This is a genomic window from Streptomyces sp. NL15-2K (assembly GCF_030551255.1).
In the GTDB taxonomy this organism is placed as follows: domain Bacteria; phylum Actinomycetota; class Actinomycetes; order Streptomycetales; family Streptomycetaceae; genus Streptomyces.
The window spans coordinates 9,214,642-9,231,424 of record NZ_CP130630.1; the positions used below are offsets into that span (position 1 = coordinate 9,214,642).

Annotated in this window: 14 protein-coding genes; 12 read left to right on the forward strand and 2 right to left on the reverse strand. The window is 73.9% G+C overall.

Annotated features, from left to right (window positions below; translation table 11 throughout):
* Nucleotides 1-2: 2 nt before the first annotated feature.
* The 3 genes from Q4V64_RS41225 to Q4V64_RS41235 all read left to right on the forward strand — a co-directional run bounded on the left by Q4V64_RS41225 (nucleotide 3) and on the right by Q4V64_RS41235 (nucleotide 5,181).
* The gene (locus Q4V64_RS41225; RefSeq protein ID WP_124438289.1) at nucleotides 3-2,399 is read left to right on the forward strand and encodes a molybdopterin cofactor-binding domain-containing protein; all 2,397 of its coding nucleotides are present in this window, start codon (nucleotides 3-5) and stop codon (nucleotides 2,397-2,399) included.
* A gap of 122 nt (nucleotides 2,400-2,521) precedes the next feature.
* On the forward strand, nucleotides 2,522-3,979 hold the full coding sequence (locus tag Q4V64_RS41230) for an NCS2 family permease (protein WP_124438288.1): 1,458 nt from the start codon (nucleotides 2,522-2,524) through the stop codon (nucleotides 3,977-3,979).
* 50 nt (nucleotides 3,980-4,029) lie between these two features.
* Nucleotides 4,030-5,181 (forward strand): XdhC/CoxI family protein, encoded by a 1,152-nt coding sequence (locus Q4V64_RS41235; protein ID WP_124438287.1) that lies wholly within the window; start codon nucleotides 4,030-4,032, stop codon nucleotides 5,179-5,181.
* Here Q4V64_RS41235 and Q4V64_RS41240 read toward each other — a convergent pair.
* Entirely contained in the window at nucleotides 5,133-6,446 is a 1,314-nt protein-coding gene (locus Q4V64_RS41240) for a lanthionine synthetase LanC family protein (RefSeq protein ID WP_124438286.1), read from the reverse strand. The genes Q4V64_RS41235 and Q4V64_RS41240 overlap by 49 nt on opposite strands.
* Nucleotides 6,447-6,459: 13 nt before the next feature.
* On the reverse strand, nucleotides 6,460-6,900 hold the full coding sequence (locus tag Q4V64_RS41245) for an SRPBCC family protein (protein ID WP_124438285.1): 441 nt from the start codon (nucleotides 6,898-6,900) through the stop codon (nucleotides 6,460-6,462).
* A 156-nt stretch (nucleotides 6,901-7,056) separates the two neighbouring features.
* Here Q4V64_RS41245 and Q4V64_RS41250 point away from each other — a divergent pair, with 156 nt between their 5' ends.
* From Q4V64_RS41250 to rfaE2, 9 genes are all read left to right on the forward strand, one after another.
* Nucleotides 7,057-8,019 (forward strand): UDP-glucuronic acid decarboxylase family protein, encoded by a 963-nt coding sequence (locus Q4V64_RS41250; RefSeq protein WP_124438284.1) that lies wholly within the window; start codon nucleotides 7,057-7,059, stop codon nucleotides 8,017-8,019.
* Nucleotides 8,020-8,178: 159 nt separating this feature from the next.
* On the forward strand, nucleotides 8,179-9,804 hold the full coding sequence (locus Q4V64_RS41255; protein ID WP_124438283.1) for a carbamoyltransferase C-terminal domain-containing protein: 1,626 nt from the start codon (nucleotides 8,179-8,181) through the stop codon (nucleotides 9,802-9,804).
* A complete protein-coding gene (locus Q4V64_RS41260; RefSeq protein ID WP_124438282.1) occupies nucleotides 9,801-10,838 on the forward strand; it encodes a glycosyltransferase in 1,038 nt (345 codons plus the stop codon). Before Q4V64_RS41255 ends, Q4V64_RS41260 begins: the two co-directional genes overlap by 4 nt.
* Nucleotides 10,835-11,473 carry an HAD family hydrolase gene (locus tag Q4V64_RS41265; protein WP_124438281.1) on the forward strand — a complete coding sequence of 213 codons (639 nt, stop codon included), beginning with the start codon at nucleotides 10,835-10,837 and terminating at the stop codon, nucleotides 11,471-11,473. The genes Q4V64_RS41260 and Q4V64_RS41265 overlap by 4 nt, the downstream gene beginning before the upstream one ends.
* Nucleotides 11,470-12,495 carry a glycosyltransferase family 9 protein gene (locus tag Q4V64_RS41270; RefSeq protein ID WP_124438280.1) on the forward strand — a complete coding sequence of 342 codons (1,026 nt, stop codon included), beginning with the start codon at nucleotides 11,470-11,472 and terminating at the stop codon, nucleotides 12,493-12,495. Before Q4V64_RS41265 ends, Q4V64_RS41270 begins: the two co-directional genes overlap by 4 nt.
* Nucleotides 12,492-13,442, forward strand: a complete 951-nt coding sequence (locus tag Q4V64_RS41275) for a glycosyltransferase (protein ID WP_124438279.1) — start codon at nucleotides 12,492-12,494, stop codon at nucleotides 13,440-13,442. Before Q4V64_RS41270 ends, Q4V64_RS41275 begins: the two co-directional genes overlap by 4 nt.
* Nucleotides 13,439-14,656: a glycosyltransferase gene (locus tag Q4V64_RS41280; protein ID WP_124438278.1), complete on the forward strand. Its 1,218-nt coding sequence runs from the start codon at nucleotides 13,439-13,441 to the stop codon at nucleotides 14,654-14,656. Before Q4V64_RS41275 ends, Q4V64_RS41280 begins: the two co-directional genes overlap by 4 nt.
* Nucleotides 14,656-15,237, forward strand: a complete 582-nt coding sequence (locus Q4V64_RS41285; RefSeq protein ID WP_124438277.1) for an SIS domain-containing protein — start codon at nucleotides 14,656-14,658, stop codon at nucleotides 15,235-15,237. The genes Q4V64_RS41280 and Q4V64_RS41285 overlap by 1 nt, the downstream gene beginning before the upstream one ends.
* Nucleotides 15,234-16,778 carry a D-glycero-beta-D-manno-heptose 1-phosphate adenylyltransferase gene (gene rfaE2, locus Q4V64_RS41290; protein WP_124438276.1) on the forward strand — a complete coding sequence of 515 codons (1,545 nt, stop codon included), beginning with the start codon at nucleotides 15,234-15,236 and terminating at the stop codon, nucleotides 16,776-16,778. Before Q4V64_RS41285 ends, rfaE2 begins: the two co-directional genes overlap by 4 nt.
* Nucleotides 16,779-16,783: the final 5 nt, after the last annotated feature.

Genomic DNA, 16,783 nt, shown 5'->3' on the forward strand with positions numbered 1-16,783 from the left:
ACATGCCCACCAACGGCGCCCCCATCGGCACTCCCACGAAGCTCACCCAGGGTTCCCGGACCAAGGGCGGCATCGGCGAGTCCACGCTCCGCCCGGACGGCACCCTCAAGGTCACCGGCGAGTTCGCGTACTCGTCCGACATGTGGCACGAGGACATGCTCTGGGGACAGATCCTGCGCTCCACGGTCGCGCACGCCGAGATCGTGTCCATCGACACGAGCGAGGCGCTCGCCCTGCCGGGCGTGTACGCCGTCCTGACGTACGACGATCTGCCGACCGAGGTGAAGAACTACGGCCTGGAGATCCAGGACACCCCGGTCCTCGCCCACGGCAAGGTCCGTCACCACGGCGAGCCGGTCGCCGCCGTCGCCGCCGACCACCCGGAGACCGCGCGCCGCGCCGCCGCGAAGATCAAGGTCGAGTACAGGGAACTTCCCGTCATCACCGACGAGGCCTCCGCGACCGCGCCGGACGCGATCCTCGTCCACGAGAACCGCGACGACCACCACCTCGGCCACGTCCCGCACCCGAACATCGTCCACCGCCAGCCGATCATCCGCGGTGACGTGTCCGCCGCCCGGGAGCGCGCCGACGTCATCGTCGAGGGCGAGTACACCTTCGGCATGCAGGACCAGGCCTTCCTCGGCCCCGAGTCGGGCCTCGCGGTGCCGGACGAGGACGGCGGCGTCCACCTCTACATCGCCACCCAGTGGCTCCACTCCGACCTGCGCCAGATCGCACCCGTCCTCGGCCTGCCCGAGAGCAAGGTGCGGATGACGCTGTCCGGCGTCGGCGGCGCGTTCGGCGGGCGCGAGGACCTGTCGATGCAGATCCACGCATGTCTGCTGGCGCTGCGCACGGGCAAGCCCGTCAAGATCGTCTACAACCGGTTCGAGTCCTTCTTCGGGCACGTCCACCGCCACCCGGCCAAGCTGTACTACGAGCACGGGGCGACGCGCGAGGGGAAGCTGACCCACGTCAAGTGCCGGATCGTCCTCGACGGCGGCGCGTACGCCTCCACCTCCCCGGCGGTCGTCGGCAACGCGGCCTCGCTGGGCATCGGCCCGTACGTCGTCGACGACGTCGAGATCGAGGCCCTCGCCCTCTACACCAACAACCCGCCCTGCGGCGCCATGCGCGGCTTCGGCGCGGTCCAGGCGTGCTTCGCGTACGAGGCGCAGATGGACAAGGTGGCCGAGCGACTGGGCATGGATCCGGTGGAGTTCCGGCAGCGCAACGCCATGGAGCAGGGCACGCTCATGCCGACCGGGCAGCCGGTCGACTCCCCGGCACCGGTCGCCGAACTCCTGCGCCGCGTCAAGGCGATGCCCATGCCGCCGGAGCGCCAGTGGGAGAGCAGCGAGGGCGCGGACGTACGGCAGCTGCCCGGCGGTCTGTCCAACACCACGCACGGCGAAGGCGTCGTCCGGGGCGTGGGCTACGCGGTCGGCATCAAGAACGTCGGCTTCTCCGAGGGCTTCGACGACTACTCCACCGCCAAGGTGCGCATGGAGGTCGTGGGCGGCGAGCCCGTCGCGACCGTGCACACGGCCATGGCGGAGGTCGGCCAGGGCGGGGTCACCGTCCACGCGCAGATCGCCCGCACCGAGCTGGGCGTCGCGCGGGTGACCATCCATCCGGCGGACACGCGGGTGGGCAGCGCCGGTTCGACGTCCGCGTCGCGGCAGACGTACGTCACCGGTGGCGCCGTCAAGAACTCCTGCGAGCTCGTGCGCGAGAAGGTCCTTCAGATCGGCCGCCGCAAGTTCGGCTCCTACCACCCTGCTTGGGCCACCGCCGAACTCCTCCTGGAGGGCGGCAAGGTCGTCACCGACGGCGGCGAAGTGCTCGCCGACCTGGTGGACGTGCTCGAAGACGAGGCCGTCGAGGTCGAGGCGGAGTGGCGGCACCGGCCGACCGAGGCCTTCGACCTGCGCACCGGCCAGGGCAACGGCCATGTGCAGTACTCCTTCGCCGCCCACCGTGCCGTCGTCGAGGTCGACACCGAGCTCGGCCTGGTCAAGGTCATCGAACTGGCCTGTGCGCAGGACGTCGGCAAGGCGCTCAACCCGCTGTCCGTGCTCGGCCAGATCCAGGGCGGTACGACCCAGGGGCTGGGCGTGGCGGTCATGGAGGAGATCGTCGTCGACCCGAAGACCGCGAAGGTACGGAACCCCTCCTTCACGGACTACCTGATCCCCACGATCCTCGACACGCCGACCATTCCCGTCGACGTGCTCGAACTCGCCGACGACCAGGCCCCGTACGGGCTGCGCGGCGTCGGTGAGGCCCCCACCCTGTCGTCGACCCCGGCCGTCCTCGCGGCGATCCGGAACGCGACGGGGCTGGAGCTGAACAGGACGCCGGTACGTCCCGAACACCTGACGGGAACCGCGTAACGCCGGCCGCAACCGCAGCACCCCGTTCGTCTCGGGCCGTCCCCCGGGTCGTGCACATCCCAAACCCCGCGATCGCCGAAGGCGACCCGCGGGTGCCCCTGTGAACCTTGGGAGACGGCACCATGACCCAGCAGTCACTGGAGCCCAGGACCACAGCCGAAGACGCGGGCGAAGGCACCCGCGTCCCGGCCGGCAGGTCCTGGCTCGACCGGTACTTTCACATATCCCACCGGGGATCCACGGTCGCGCGCGAAGTGCGCGGCGGCGTCACCACCTTCATGGCGATGGCGTACATCCTCCTGCTCAACCCGCTGATCCTGTCCGGCAAGGACGCCGCGGGGAACACGCTCGGCCAGCAGGCGCTGATCACCGCGACCGCGTTCGCGGCGGCCCTCACCACCCTGCTGATGGGCTTCGTCGGCAAGGTGCCCCTCGCGCTCGCCGCCGGCCTCTCCGTCTCCGGAGTCCTCGCCTCCCAGGTCGCCCCCCAGATGACCTGGCCGCAGGCCATGGGCATGTGCGTGATGTACGGCGTGGTCATCATGCTGCTCGTCGTCACCGGCCTGCGCGAGATGATCATGAACGCGATCCCGCTCGCGCTCAAGCACGCCATCACCATGGGCATCGGCCTGTTCATCGCCCTGATCGGCTTCTACAAGGCCGGGTTCGTGCACCAGGGCGAGGCGACCCCGGTCAGCCTCGGCCCCACCGGTGAACTCGCCGGCTGGCCGGTGCTGCTGTTCGCCGTCACGCTCCTCGCGATCTTCATGCTCCAGGCGCGCCGCGTCCCCGGCGCGATCCTGATCGGCATCGTCGGCGGCACCGTACTCGCCGTGCTCCTCAACGCAGTGGACGTCATCGACCCGAAGCAGTGGGCGAGCGGGGCTCCCGAACTGCACGGCGGCGCGGTCTCGATGCCCGACTTCTCGATCTTCGGCGACGTCGAGTTCGGCGGCTGGGGCGAGGTCGGCGCGATGACGGTCGGCATGATCGTGTTCACGCTCGTGCTGGCCGGCTTCTTCGACGCGATGGCCACCATCATCGGCGTCGGCACGGAGGCCGGGCTGGCCGACGAGCGGGGCCGGATGCCGGGCCTGTCCAAGGCGCTGTTCATCGACGGCGCGGGCGGCGCGATCGGCGGCGTGTCGGGTGCGTCGGGCCAGACCGTGTTCGTCGAGTCGGCGACCGGCGTCGGCGAAGGCGCCCGTACGGGACTGTCGTCCGTCGTCACCGGCCTGTTCTTCGCGGCGTGCCTGTTCTTCACCCCGCTGACGGCGATCGTGCCCGGCGAGGTCGCGGCCGCCGCCCTGGTGGTGATCGGCGCCATGATGATGACGAACGCCCGGCATGTGGACTGGGGCGACCGGGCCACCGCGATCCCGGTCTTCCTGACCGTAGTGATCATGCCGTTCACGTACTCCATCACCGCGGGCGTCGGGGCCGGGGTGATCTCGTACGTGGCCGTCAAGCTCGCCCAGGGCAAGGCACGGGAGATCGGCGCGTTCATGTGGGGACTGACAGCGATCTTCCTGGTTTACTTCGCCCTCAACCCGATCGAGAGCTGGCTGGGCGTGCGCTAGCCGCGCCCCGACCGCACTCCACGCAACCGCAGTCAAGGAGACCGAGACAGATGCTGGACATCGCCGAAGAGCTGCACCGGTGGGTCGAGCAGGGGCGCGACTTCGCCGTGGCCACCGTGGTGGCCGTCGGCGGCAGCGCGCCCCGAGAGCCCGGCGCGGCCCTCGCGGTCGACGCCGACGGCACGGCGATCGGCTCGGTCTCCGGCGGCTGCGTGGAGGGCGCGGTCTACGAGCTGTGCCAACAGGCGCTTCAGGACGGGGAGTCGGTCCTGGAACGCTTCGGCTACAGCGACGAGGACGCCTTCGCCGTGGGCCTGACCTGCGGCGGCGTCATCGACATCCTCGTCACGCCGGTGCGGGCGGGCGATCCCGTCCGTACGGTGGTCGCCGCCGCGCTCACCGCCGCCGCGCGCGGGGAGACGGCGGCGGTGGCGCGGATCGTGTCCGGTCCGGCGGAGCTCGTGGGCCGCGCGATGCTGATCCGCCCCGACGGCTCCCACGACGGCGGCTTCGGCGCCCACCCGGAACTGGACCGTACGGTCGCCGCGGAGGGCGGCGCCTTCCTGGACGCCGGGCGCACCGGCACCCTGGAGATCGGAGAGCGGGGCTCTCGCTGTGGAGCACCGCTGACGCTGCTCGTCGAGTCCTCCGTTCCGCCGCCCCGGATGATCGTCTTCGGCGCGATCGACTTCGCCTCGGCGCTGGTGCGGATCGGCAAGTTCCTGAACTACCGCGTGACGGTGTGCGACGCGCGCCCGGTGTTCGCCACGCGGGCCCGCTTCCCTCAGGCCGACGAGATAGTCGTCGAGTGGCCGCACGAGTACTTGGAGCGCACGGAGGTCGACACCCGTACGGTGCTGTGCGTCCTCACCCACGATGCCAAGTTCGACGTACCCCTGCTGAAGCTCGCCCTGCGGCTGCCGGTGGCGTACGTCGGCGCGATGGGCTCCCGGCGCACCCACCTCGACCGGAACGAGCGGCTGCGCGAAGTCGGCGTGAGCGAGCTGGAGTTGGCGCGGCTCAAGTCCCCGATCGGGCTGGACCTCGGGGCCCGTACGCCGGAGGAGACCGCCCTGTCGATCGCCGCCGAGATCGTCGCCGACCGGCGTGGCGGCAGCGGGGTTTCACTGACCGGCGCCCACACGCCGATCCATCACGACGTGCCGTCCCAGCCGCCGGGGCGGATCGGGTCGGTGGCCTGAACGGCGTTCCGCCGTACTGGCGGCTGGTCCGGCCACGCGAACGCGTAGTCCGGCGCGCCGCCCCTGTTCAGCCGGACGAAGCGCAGGAGTTCGCGCGCGATGCCCGCGTTGCCCATCGCCCACCCGCTGCAGGGTTCGAGGTCGCTCGGGGTGACCCGGTGCTCGACGTTCGACCAGCGCGCGCCCTCGGCGTCCCGGATCGCGCGGTCGGCGAGGTCCGCGACGAGGATCCGGGCGAAGTCGTGGCCGTCGTCCTGCTCGGCCATCCGGTCGCAGGCCAGAGCCAGGACGCCCGCAGTGCCGCAGCAGCGGCCGTTGTTGTCCCAGAAGCCGGGGCGGAGCCGGTGGGGCAGGCCCGAGTGGGTCACGGTGTGCCAGCAGCGGTCGGCGAGGGCTGACCAGGTGGGGTCGGCGAGCAGGTCCCTCAGCAGGCGGAAGACCTGGGCGTCGCCGGCCGGGCCGTGGCACCAGCCGTAGCTGTACCGCTCGATGCGGTCGGGGAGGTGCGGCGGGTCGGAGTGCGGGACCAGGAAACCGGTGGGACCGGCCTCGTCGCGGGACACGACGTCCGCGGCGGCGGCCCGGGCGAGCTCGACGAGGTCCGTGCGGCCGGTCGCCGTGCCGACGGAGGCAAGGGCGCACACGACACCGAGCGTGCCGTGCGAGATGTGGTGCATGCGCGCGACCCTGCCGGTGCGGCCCTCCCACTGGACGCCCGCCTCAGTCGGCTCGGCCGTGCGCAGATAGGGCTCCAGCGCGAGTACGGCCAGATCCGTGTCGCCGAGCGTCAGGGCGCCGAGGCCGATGCCGGCGTTGCCGCCCATCAGTTCGAACAGCTCGCCCCAGCGGGTGCCGTCGAAGCCCGACCGCACGGTCTCCAGCGCACGGTGCGCCGCGGCATCGGCGGCGGGGTCGCCGAGTTCGGCGTGGACGGTCCGCAGGACGAGCGCCATGCCGGTGAGGCCGAAGTACAACGAAGGGTCGTCCCAGTCGTCGACGGCGGCCGCCACGCCGCGAGCCGCGCGCAGGGCCGCGTCGGCATAGGCGTCGTCACCGAAGTGCCGCCACGCCTCCAGGAGTACGGGTACGACCCCGGCGGTGCCGTTGTAGAACATCGGGTTGAGCTCGGTGTCGGAGGGCCGGGTGCTCCAGGTGAGTCCACCGCCGCCCGTGTCCCGCGCGACCCCGACCAGCCAGCGCAACGCGTCCGCCGCCAGCGCCTCGACCTCGTCCACCGCCACAACTGCCGCGCCCGCAATGGTCATACGGCCTACTCTGTCACTCCCGCCGCAGCAGACGGTTCACCGCCCGCCCGAACGTGTAGCGCGCCGCAGCCCTCAGCAGGGGGTCGAAAAGGCCGGGAAGCGGCCGGACCCGCAGCTCCTCGCGCCAGATCACCCGGCTGCGGCCGCCGGGACCCGGCCGCACCTCGATCTCCGCCCACCCCAGGACGACCCTGCCCCGCTTCTCCAGGCGGCACAGGCCGGGCAGGCCGTCCGCGGGCGGGCGCCAGAGCGTCACCTCCATCGGGTCGGCGAAGCCGAGCGGGCCGAGCCCCGAACGGGCCACGAAACGCGTGCCCTCGCCCGTCGGCGGGGGCGTGACCACGGTGACGCGGGTCAGCGGGACGGCATCGCCGTGCCGGGGCCACTGCGTGAGGCGACGCCACGCCTCGTCGAGGGGGAGCGGTGCCGTGCGTTCGAGCAGGAAGGTGACCACGGGACGATCGTAAGGGGACTCCGGGCCGCTGAGCTGTGCGTTCGTATACCGCAGGCATCTGCACGGACCTGACCGAACGTTCGGGCGACGCATGTCCCACCGCCGCCGGGTTACTCGCGCCCACACCACAGTGAAGCCGAGAGGGAGGAGAGCCCCATGAGCGCTTTCGCCCGGCGCCGGGCCCTGGTCACCGGCGGAGCCGGATTCGTGGGATCCCATCTGTGCGCACGGCTGCTCGCCGAAGACACCGATGTCGTGTGCCTCGACAACCTGTCCACCGGAGCCCGCGCCAACGTCGCCGACCTGGAACAGCGCCCCGGCTTCCGCTTCGTGCGCGCCGACGCCACCGATCCCGCAGCCCTGCGCGACCTGCCCGGCCGTTTCGACCTCGTCCTGCACTTCGCCTGCCCGGCCTCGCCCGTCGACTACCTGCGGCTGCCGCTGGAGACCCTCGACGTCGGCAGCACCGGCACCCGCAACGCGCTGGAACGGGCCCGCGCCGACGGCGCCCGCTTCGTCCTCGCCTCCACCTCCGAGGTGTACGGCGATCCGCTGGAGCACCCGCAGCACGAGGACTACTGGGGCAACGTCAACCCGATCGGCCCGCGCAGCGTCTACGACGAGTCCAAGCGCTTCGCCGAGGCCCTGGTCACCGCCCACCGCAAGGTGCACGGCACCGACACCGCCATCGTCCGCATCTTCAACACCTACGGCCCCCGCATGCGCACCGGCGACGGCCGCGCGGTCCCCGCCTTCCTCTCACAGGCCCTGGACGGCGCCCCCCTCACGGTTGCCGGCGACGGCGGCCAGACCAGGTCGCTGTGCTACGTCGACGACACGGTCGACGGCGTTCTCGCCCTGGCCGCGTCAGGCGAGAGCGGGCCGGTCAACATCGGCGGCGGCGAGGAGATCACCATGCTCGAACTCGCCCGCCGCATCATCGAGCTCACCGGCTCCTCGTCCCGCATCCGGTTCGTGGAGCGCCCTGCCGACGACCCCGCCCGGCGCCGGCCCGACACCCGGCTGGCCCGGGAGCGGCTGGGCTGGCGGCCGCGGGTCGGCTGGAGCGAAGGCCTGGAGCGGACGATTGGCTGGTTCTCGCGCTCCGTGGCCGCTTGAGACGGGCCCGGAACCGCCGCAGAGCAGTGACCTGAGTACTACCTAATGTGAAAAGTCCGTCTATTTCGTCCCGAGCTGTCTCCAATTGTTTGAGACAACTGCGGTGCGGCACTCGGAGGCTCGAACTCCCCACACGTCGCACGGGACGGAGCTGACCCCATGCGCATCCTTGGTATCAACGCCCTGTTCCACGACCCGGCCGCCGCTCTCGTAGTCGACGGCCGTACGGTCGCGGCAGCCGAGGAGGAGCGCTTCAGCCGCCGCAAGCACGGCAAGCGCCCGGTGCCGTTCTCCGCGTGGGAGCTGCCCGAACTCTCCGCCCGCTGGTGCCTTCGGCGGGCGGACCTGCGACCCGAGGAACTCGACGCCGTCACCTACTCCTTCGACCCCCAATTGGCCCGCCCCGCCCGGGAGATGGGCCTGGACGACCCCTGGGACCCGCTGCGCCTGGAGTACGCGCGCCGCGCCCCCGAGTTCCTGGCGGAGGCCCTGCCCGGACTCGACCCCGACCGGGTCGTCTTCGTCCCGCACCACGTGGCGCACGCCGCCTCCGCCGGGCCCGCCTCCCCGCACCCGGACAGCGCCGTCCTCGTCCTCGACGGGCGCGGCGAGGCCGCCTCCCACCTGGCCGGCCGCTACCGCGACGGCACGCTCGACACCCTCGCCGCGCAGGCGCTGCCCCACTCCCTCGGCCTGGTCTACGAGGAACTCACCGAGCACCTCGGCTTCCTGCGCAGCAGCGACGAGTACAAGGTGATGGCCCTCGCCTCCTACGGCAAGCCACGCTTCCTGCCCCAGCTGCGGCAGTACGTCCACCCCACCGGCGACGGCGGCTTCAGCGCGCACGGCGTCGACTGGGCCGCCCTGGCCCCGCCCCGCGCCAAGGGGGAGGAGTGGACCCAGGACCACGCCGACCTCGCCGCCAGCGCCCAGGCCGTGCTCGAAGAGGTCCTCCTCGAACTCGTCCACTGGCTGCACGACACGGCGGGCGGCGACGCGCTCACCCTGGCCGGCGGCGTCGCCCTCAACTGCGTCGCCAACTCCAAGATCGCCGCACGGGGACCGTACCGGCACGTGTGGGTGCAGCCGGCCGCCGGGGACGCCGGCACCGCCCTCGGCGGGGCGCTCCACATCGCTGAGAACCCGCAGGCCATGCCCGGCGCCGACCTCGGCCGCGGCTGGAGCGACGAGGAGCTGCGCGCCCGGCTCGACGAGGCCGCCGTACCGTACGAGCGGCCGGACGACATCGCCGAGACCGTCGCCGAGGAACTCGCCCGGGACGGCATCGTGGCCTGGTTCCAGGGGCGCAGCGAGTACGGGCCGCGCGCCCTCGGGCACCGCTCCCTGCTCGCCCATCCCGGCCGGGCCGAGAACCTGGAGCGGCTCAACCACGTCAAGGGCCGCGAGGAGTTCCGGCCCGTCGCCCCCATGGTCGTCGCCGAGCGCGCCCACGAACTGTTCGCCGGGCCACTGCCGAGCCCGTACATGCTGTTCGTGCACGACGTCGTACGGGAATGGCGCGACCGCATCCCGGCCGTCGTGCACGTCGACGGCACCGCCCGCATTCAGACCGTGGAGGAGCGTCAGGAGCCGCTGGTGGCACGGATGCTGCGGGCCTTCGAACGCCGTACGGGGCTGCCCGTCGTCGTCAACACCAGCCTGAACACCGCCGGACGGCCCATGGTCGACGACCCGCGCGACGCGCTGGAGTGCTTCGGCTCCGCGCCCGTCGACCTGCTGGCGATCGGGCCCTACGCGGTGCGCCGGGGGAGGGCGTTCGCATGAGCCGCACGACCAGCATGCCCGGGGCGACCGGCACGAGTACGGCCTACGCCGTGGTGATCCCGACCCTCGTGCGCGACACCCTCGCCGACTGCCTCGCCGCCCTCGCCGCCGCGACCGGGCCGAAGCCGGAGCAGATCGTCCTCGTCGACGACCGGCCCGATCCGGATCCCGGCCCGCTGGAACACCCGCTCAGCGTGCTGGGCGACCTGCGCGACCGCACGACCGTGGTCCGGGGCGGCGGACGCGGGCCCGCCGCCGCCCGCAACGCCGGCCTGCGCGCGGTCGCCTCGCCCTGGGTCGCCTTCCTCGACGACGACGTCCAGGTCGGCCCGCACTGGTGCGAGCAGCTGGCGCAGGACCTCGCCGACACGACCCCCGACACCGCGGGCGTCCAGGGCGTGATCGCCGTACCGCTGCCCGGCGAGCGCCGCCCCACCGACTGGGAACGCAACACCGCCGGTCTCGCGCAGGCCCGCTGGATCACCGCCGACATGGCCTACCGCACCGACGCGCTGAGGCAGGTCGGCGGCTTCGACGAACGCTTCCGGCGCGCCTTCCGCGAGGACGCCGACCTCGCCCTGCGCGTCCTCGACGCCGGCTGGCGCGTCCGGCAGGGCCGCCGCACCACCCGGCATCCCGTGCGCCCCGCCTCGCGCTGGGTGTCCCTGCGCGCCCAGCGGGGCAACGCCGACGACGCCCTCATGCGGCACCTGCACGGCCCCGACTGGTGGCAGAAGGCGGTCGCCCCGCGCGGCCGGCTGCGGACCCACCTCGCGATCACCGCGACCGGTGCCGCGGCTTGCGCGCTGGCGGCCCTCGGCCGCCACAGGGCCGCGACGGTCGCCGCGCTCGGCTGGGCCGCCGGCACCGGCGAGTTCGCCCGGTCGCGCATCGTCCCCGGGCCGCGCACCCGGTACGAGGTGACCACCATGCTCGCGACCAGCGCGCTCATCCCGCCCATGGCCACCTGGCACTGGCTCAGCGGCCTGTGGCGATACCGGAACGCCCCCGCATGGCGGGAGGTGGCGCCGTGAGCCGCGTCAAGGCCGTGCTGTTCGACCGCGACGGCACCCTCGTCGAGGACGTGCCCTACAACGCCGACCCCGACCGCGTCCGCCCCGTCGCCGGGGCCCGCGAGGCGCTCGGCCTGCTGCGGGAGCGGGGCATCCGCACCGGCGTCGTCACCAACCAGTCCGGCATCGGGCGCGGACTGCTCACCGACGCCGACGTGCGCCGCGTCAACCACCGCGTCGACGAACTCCTCGGCCCCTTCGACGTCTGGGCCGTCTGCCCGCACGGCCCCGACGACGGCTGCCACTGCCGCAAACCCCAACCGGGCCTGATCCTGTGGGCGGCCGGACGCGTCTGCGCCGCGCCGTCGGACTGCGTCGTCGTCGGCGACATCGGCGCGGACGTCGAGGCCGCACGCCGGGCGGGCGCCCACGGGATCCTCGTCCCGACGCCCGAGACCCGGCCGGAGGAGACGGCGGACGCCGACCACGTGGCCAAGGACCTGACGACCGCCGTGCGCGCCGTGCTGAACGGACCGCCGCGGGGCCGGGTCCTGGCCGACGAGCGGCCCATCGAGGCCGCCTACGACACCGGCTACGAGACCGCCTACGACACCGGCCACGACACCGCCTACGACACCGGTGGAGGGCGGGAATGAAAGCCCTCGTCAGCCGCCTCGACAGCTTCGGTGACGTCCTGCTCGCCGGGCCCGCCGTCCGCGCCGTCGCCGCCCGGGCCGACACCGTCACCCTGCTGTGCGGGCCGCGCGGCGCGCCCGCCGCCCGGCTGCTGCCGGGCGTGGACGACCTCCTCGTCTGGGACGCGCCCTGGGTGGGCTTCGAGCCGCCGCCCGTCGGCCGCGGCGAGGTCGAGCAGCTCATCGACACCATCGACGCCGACACGGCCCTGATCCTGACCTCCTTCCACCAGTCCCCGCTGCCCGCCGCCCTGCTGCTGCGCCTGGCCGGGGTGGAGCACATCGCCGCGGACAGCGAGGACTACCCCGGCTCGCTGCTCGACGTCCGTCACCACCGCGCCCCGCACGCCCACGAGGCGCAGGCCATGCTCGACCTCGCCGAGGCCGCGGGCTTCCCAGCGGTCGACGACGGGCGGCTGAGCGTGCTTCCGCCGCCCCGCACCACGGCGCTGACCGGCCCGGGGCCGTACGTCGTGCTGCATCCAGGCGCCAGCGTCCCGGCCCGCGCCTGGAGCGCCGAGCGCAGTGCCGAAGCCGTGCGCGAACTGGCCGCCGCCGGGCACCGCGTCGTGGTGACCGGCGGCCCGGACGAACGGGACCTGACCGCGCACGTCGCCGGTGAGCACGGCCTCGACCTCGGCGGCCGTACCGGCGCCGCGGAGCTGGCCGGCGTCCTCGCCGGGGCCGACGCCGTCGTCACCGGCAACACCGCCCCGGCGCACCTCGCCGCCGCCGTGGACACCCCGGTCGTCTCCCTCTTCGCCCCGGTCGTGCCCGCCGAGCGCTGGCGGCCGTACGGCGTCCCCTACGTGCTGCTCGGCGACCAGCGGGCGCCCTGCGCGGACAGCAGGGCCCGGGAGTGCCCCGTACCCGGGCATCCGTGCCTGCAGTCGGTGACCGCGCACGACGTGGTGGCCGCCGTGGAGAAGCTCGTCGCGAAGGTGGCGGACGTGGCGGAGGAGGCGGAGGAGGCGGAGGCATGAGGATCCTGCTCTGGCACGTGCACGGGTCGTGGACCACGGCCTTCGTGCAGGGCCCGCACACCTACCTCGTCCCCGTCACCCCGGACCGCGGACCCGACGGACTGGGCCGCGCCCGTACGTTCGACTGGCCCGACTCCGTCGTCGAGGTCCCGCCGGAGCGGCTGCGGGAGACGGACATCGACGTCGTCGTGCTGCAACGCCCGCACGAACTCGCCCTCGTCGACCGGTGGCTGGGCCGCCGCCCGCCCCTGGTGTACCTGGAGCACAACGCCCCGCACGGCGACGTGCCCGACACCCGCCACCCGGCCGCCGACATCCCCGGCGTCACCCTCGTCCACGTCACCCACTTCAACCGGCTGATGTGGGACGCGGGCGCCACCCCGACCACCGTCGTCGAGCACGGGATCGTCGACCCCGGGCAGGGGTGGACCGGCGAACTGGAGCGCGCGGCCGTCGTGGTCAACGAGCCCGTGCGGCGCGGCCGTACCACCGGAACCGACCTGCTGCCGGCGTTCGCCGACGCGGCCCCGCTGGACGTCTTCGGCATGGGCACCGAGGGCCTCGCCGGACATCTCGGCCTCTCGCCCGACCGCTGCCGCACTCACGAACTCGCCCAGCGCGACCTGCACGCGGCGATGGCGCGGCGGCGCGTCTACGTCCACCCCGTCCGCTGGACCTCCCTCGGACTGTCCCTGCTGGAGGCGATGCACCTGGGCATGCCCGTGGTCGCGCCGGCGACCACCGAGGTGACCGAGGCCGTGCCCGTCGGCGCCGGAGTGGTCTCCAACCGAATCGACGTACTGACCGATGCTGTACGGGACTTCATGACGGACCCCCTGCACGCTCGCATGATCGGCGAGGGGGCGCGTGCGGCGGCGCTCGCCCGCTACGGGCTGTCCCGCTTCCTGGCCGACTGGGAACGGCTGCTGAAGGAGGTGACCCGATGAGGATCGCCATGGTGTCCGAGCACGCGAGCCCGCTCGCCGCGCTCGGCGGTGTCGACGCCGGGGGCCAGAACGTGTACGTGGCCCGCCTCACCGAGGAGTTGGCCCGCCGCGGCCACGACGTCACGGTCTACACCCGCCGTGACTCCACCGACCTGCCCGACCGGGTGCCGCTGCCCGGCGGCGCCGTCGTGGAGCACGTGCCGGCCGGACCGCCCGAGGCCGTCCCCAAGGACGAACTCTTCCCCTACATGCCCGGGTTCGGCGCCCACCTCGCGCGCGCCTGGAACCACGAGCGGTCCGATATCGTGCACGCCCACTTCTGGATGTCCGGCATGGCCTCCCGGATCGGTGCGCACGCCCACGGCATCCCGGTCGTGCAGACCTTCCACGCCCTGGGCACCGTCAAGCGGCGCCACCAGGGCCGGCGGGACACCAGCCCGTTCGAGCGCATCGGCATCGAGCGGCAGATCGGCCTCGGCTGCGAGCGGGTCCTTGCGACCTGCACCGACGAGGTGCACGAGCTGGCCGAGATGGGAGTGCCCCCGCGGCAGGTGTCCGTCGTGCCCTGCGGAGTGGACGTCGAGCACTTCCACCCCGGCGCGGATCCCGGCGCCGCCCCCGCCCGCAAACACCGGTACCGGCTGCTCGCCTGCGGACGGCTGGTCCGCCGCAAGGGCTACGACCAGGCGATCCGCGCACTGGCCCGGATCCCGGACGCCGAACTCCTCGTCGCCGGCGGCCCCGCCCCCGGCCTGCTGGAGACCGACCCCGAGGCGCAACGGCTGCGGCGGCTCGCCCGGCGCACCGGCGTGAGCGACCGGGTACGGATGCTCGGCGCGGTCGCCCCGGCCGACATGCCCGCACTGATGCGCGGCGCCGACCTCGTCCTGTGCACGCCGGTGTACGAACCGTTCGGCATCGTGCCGCTGGAGGCGATGGCGTGCGCCGTCCCCGTCGTCGCCACCGACGTCGGCGGGCACCGGGACACGGTCGCCGACGGCGACACCGGCCGGCTGGTACCCCCCGGCGACTCCGGGGCGATCGCCGCCGCCGCGTGCGACCTGCTCGCCGAGGAAGGCACCCGCCGCCGCTACGGCACGGCGGGCCGCGCCCGCGTCCTCGCCCGCTTCACCTGGCAACGGGTCGCGGACGGTACCGAACAGGTCTACCGCCGGGTGGCGGTCCGACACGAACTGCCGAGGGAGGTGGCGTGATGACCGTGCACCCGCCCGTCGTCGGACACTGCGACGAACTCTTGGAGGCCATGGGCGCGTTCCGCGCCTCGGCCCACATCACCGAACGGTGGGGCGAGCGGCTGGCCGCCGTCCTCACCGGCGGCGGCCGGCTGCTGGCCGCGGGCAACGGCGGCAGCGCCGCCCAGGCCCAGCACCTCACCGCCGAACTCGTCGGCCGCTACCAGCACGACCGGCCGGCGTTCTCCGCGATCGCGCTGCACGCCGACACCTCCAGCACGACGGCCATCGCCAACGACTACGGCGTCGACCAGGTGTTCGCCCGCCAGGTCCGTGCCCACGGCCGCCCCGGCGACGTCCTGATGCTGCTGTCCACCAGCGGCGCCAGCGCCAACCTGCTGTCCGCCGCCGACGCGGCACGCTCGGCCGGCCTGCGCGTGTGGGCGCTGACCGGCCCGGCCCCCAACCCGCTCGTGGCGGGCAGCGACGAGGCCCTGTGCGTGACGGCATCCTCCGCGGCGACGGTCCAGGAACTCCACCTGGTGGCGGTGCACATGGTGTGCGCGGCCTTCGACGCGGTGGTGGAACGGGAGGCGGCATGACGGGCGGGTGGGGCCAGGGCCCGGCGGGAGCGTCCGGAGAGGACGCGACCGGCGGCTCGCGGGGCGGCCGCAACGGCCGGACGGGAAGGCCGGCCGACGGCGCCAGGGGCAAGGTGCGCGGGGGCGTACGAGGCGGCACGCGAGAGGGCGGGCGCGGCAGGGCCCCGCTGCTCGTCGTCGGTGACGCGCTGCTGGACCGCGACCTCGCCGGTCTCGCCGAGCGGCTCGCGCCCGACGCGCCCGTGCCGGTCGTCGCCGACTGCGGGCAGCGGCTGCGGCCGGGCGGCGCCGCCCTCGCCGCGTACCTCGCCGCACGCGACGGCCACGACGTCACGCTCGTCACCGGGCTGGGCGACGACCCCGCCAGCCGCGAGCTGCGGCGGCTCCTGGAACCCTGGCTGACCCTGATCCCGCTCCCGCTGAGCGGACCGCTGTCCGAGAAGACCCGCGTCCTCGCCCAGGACCGTCCCGTCGTCCGCCTGGACCGGGGTGACGGCCGGGTGGTGGAGGCCACCGACGCGGCGTGCGAGGCGGTCCGCCGCGCACCCGCCGTCCTGGTCTCCGACTACGGCCGCGGCGCCGCCGACGCCCTGCGGGGCGCCCTGGCCGAACACCCGCCCCTGGTCTGGGACCCGCACCCGCGCGGGGGCCCGCCGGTGCGCGGCACGCGACTGGTCTCGCCCTCGGAGCAGGAGACGTACGGCCTCACGGAGGCCAGGGCCGGCCGGGAAGGGGATCTGCGCCAGGCCGCCCAAGGGGCCGCGGCCCTCGTCCGGCGCTGGCAGGTCGCCGCCGTCGCGGTGACCCTCGGCGCCAGGGGCGCCCTGCTGTCGTACGGGGAGCATCCACTGCTCGTGCCCGCGCCGACGGTGCACTCCGGCGATCCGTGCGGCGCGGGGGACCGGTTCGCCGCGACGGCGGCCGGGCTGCTCGCCGACGGCGCGCTGGTCGGCGAGGCCGTCGAGGGTGCCGTGGCCGCCGCGAGCGGATTCGTCGGCGCGGGCGGCGCGGGGGCGCTGCCGGCCGCGGAGGCGGCCGAGGGCCTCCCGCCCGCCGACGGAGACTTCGGCGGCGCCGGTGACCAGGGCTACCCGTACGCCCTGGCCGCCCGCGTCCGTGCCGCGCACGGCACCGTCGTCGCGGCGGGCGGCTGCTTCGACCTCCTGCACGCCGGCCATGTCGGACTGCTCCAGGCGGCCCGGCGGCTCGGCGACTGCCTGGTCGTCTGCGTCAACTCGGACGCGTCGGTACGGCGGCGCAAGGGCGAGGGCCGCCCGGTCAACCCGCTCGCCGACCGGGTCCGCGTGCTGCGCGCGCTCGGCTGCGTCGACGCGGTCGCCGTCTTCGACGAGGACACCCCCGAACGCCTCCTCACCGAACTCCGGCCCCACATCTGGGTCAAGGGCGGCGACTACGCCGGCGCCGAGCTCCCCGAGGCGACGCTGCTGGAGAAATGGGGCGGCCAGGCGGTCCTCCTGCCGTATCTCGACGGCCGCTCCTCGACGGCCTTGCTGACCCGGGTGACGGGCGGGGCACGATGACGGCG

Coding starts and splice junctions, on each gene's coding strand:
- Q4V64_RS41225 (WP_124438289.1), top strand. CDS start 3: ATGCCCACCAACGGCGCCCCCATCGGCACTCCCACGAAGCTCACCCAG.
- Q4V64_RS41230 (WP_124438288.1), top strand. CDS start 2,522: ATGACCCAGCAGTCACTGGAGCCCAGGACCACAGCCGAAGACGCGGGC.
- Q4V64_RS41260 (WP_124438282.1), top strand. CDS start 9,801: ATGAGCCGCACGACCAGCATGCCCGGGGCGACCGGCACGAGTACGGCC.
- Q4V64_RS41240 (WP_124438286.1), bottom strand. CDS start 6,446: ATGACCATTGCGGGCGCGGCAGTTGTGGCGGTGGACGAGGTCGAGGCG.
- Q4V64_RS41250 (WP_124438284.1), top strand. CDS start 7,057: ATGAGCGCTTTCGCCCGGCGCCGGGCCCTGGTCACCGGCGGAGCCGGA.
- rfaE2 (WP_124438276.1), top strand. CDS start 15,234: ATGACGGGCGGGTGGGGCCAGGGCCCGGCGGGAGCGTCCGGAGAGGAC.
- Q4V64_RS41255 (WP_124438283.1), top strand. CDS start 8,179: ATGCGCATCCTTGGTATCAACGCCCTGTTCCACGACCCGGCCGCCGCT.
- Q4V64_RS41235 (WP_124438287.1), top strand. CDS start 4,030: ATGCTGGACATCGCCGAAGAGCTGCACCGGTGGGTCGAGCAGGGGCGC.
- Q4V64_RS41275 (WP_124438279.1), top strand. CDS start 12,492: ATGAGGATCCTGCTCTGGCACGTGCACGGGTCGTGGACCACGGCCTTC.
- Q4V64_RS41285 (WP_124438277.1), top strand. CDS start 14,656: ATGACCGTGCACCCGCCCGTCGTCGGACACTGCGACGAACTCTTGGAG.
- Q4V64_RS41270 (WP_124438280.1), top strand. CDS start 11,470: ATGAAAGCCCTCGTCAGCCGCCTCGACAGCTTCGGTGACGTCCTGCTC.
- Q4V64_RS41280 (WP_124438278.1), top strand. CDS start 13,439: ATGAGGATCGCCATGGTGTCCGAGCACGCGAGCCCGCTCGCCGCGCTC.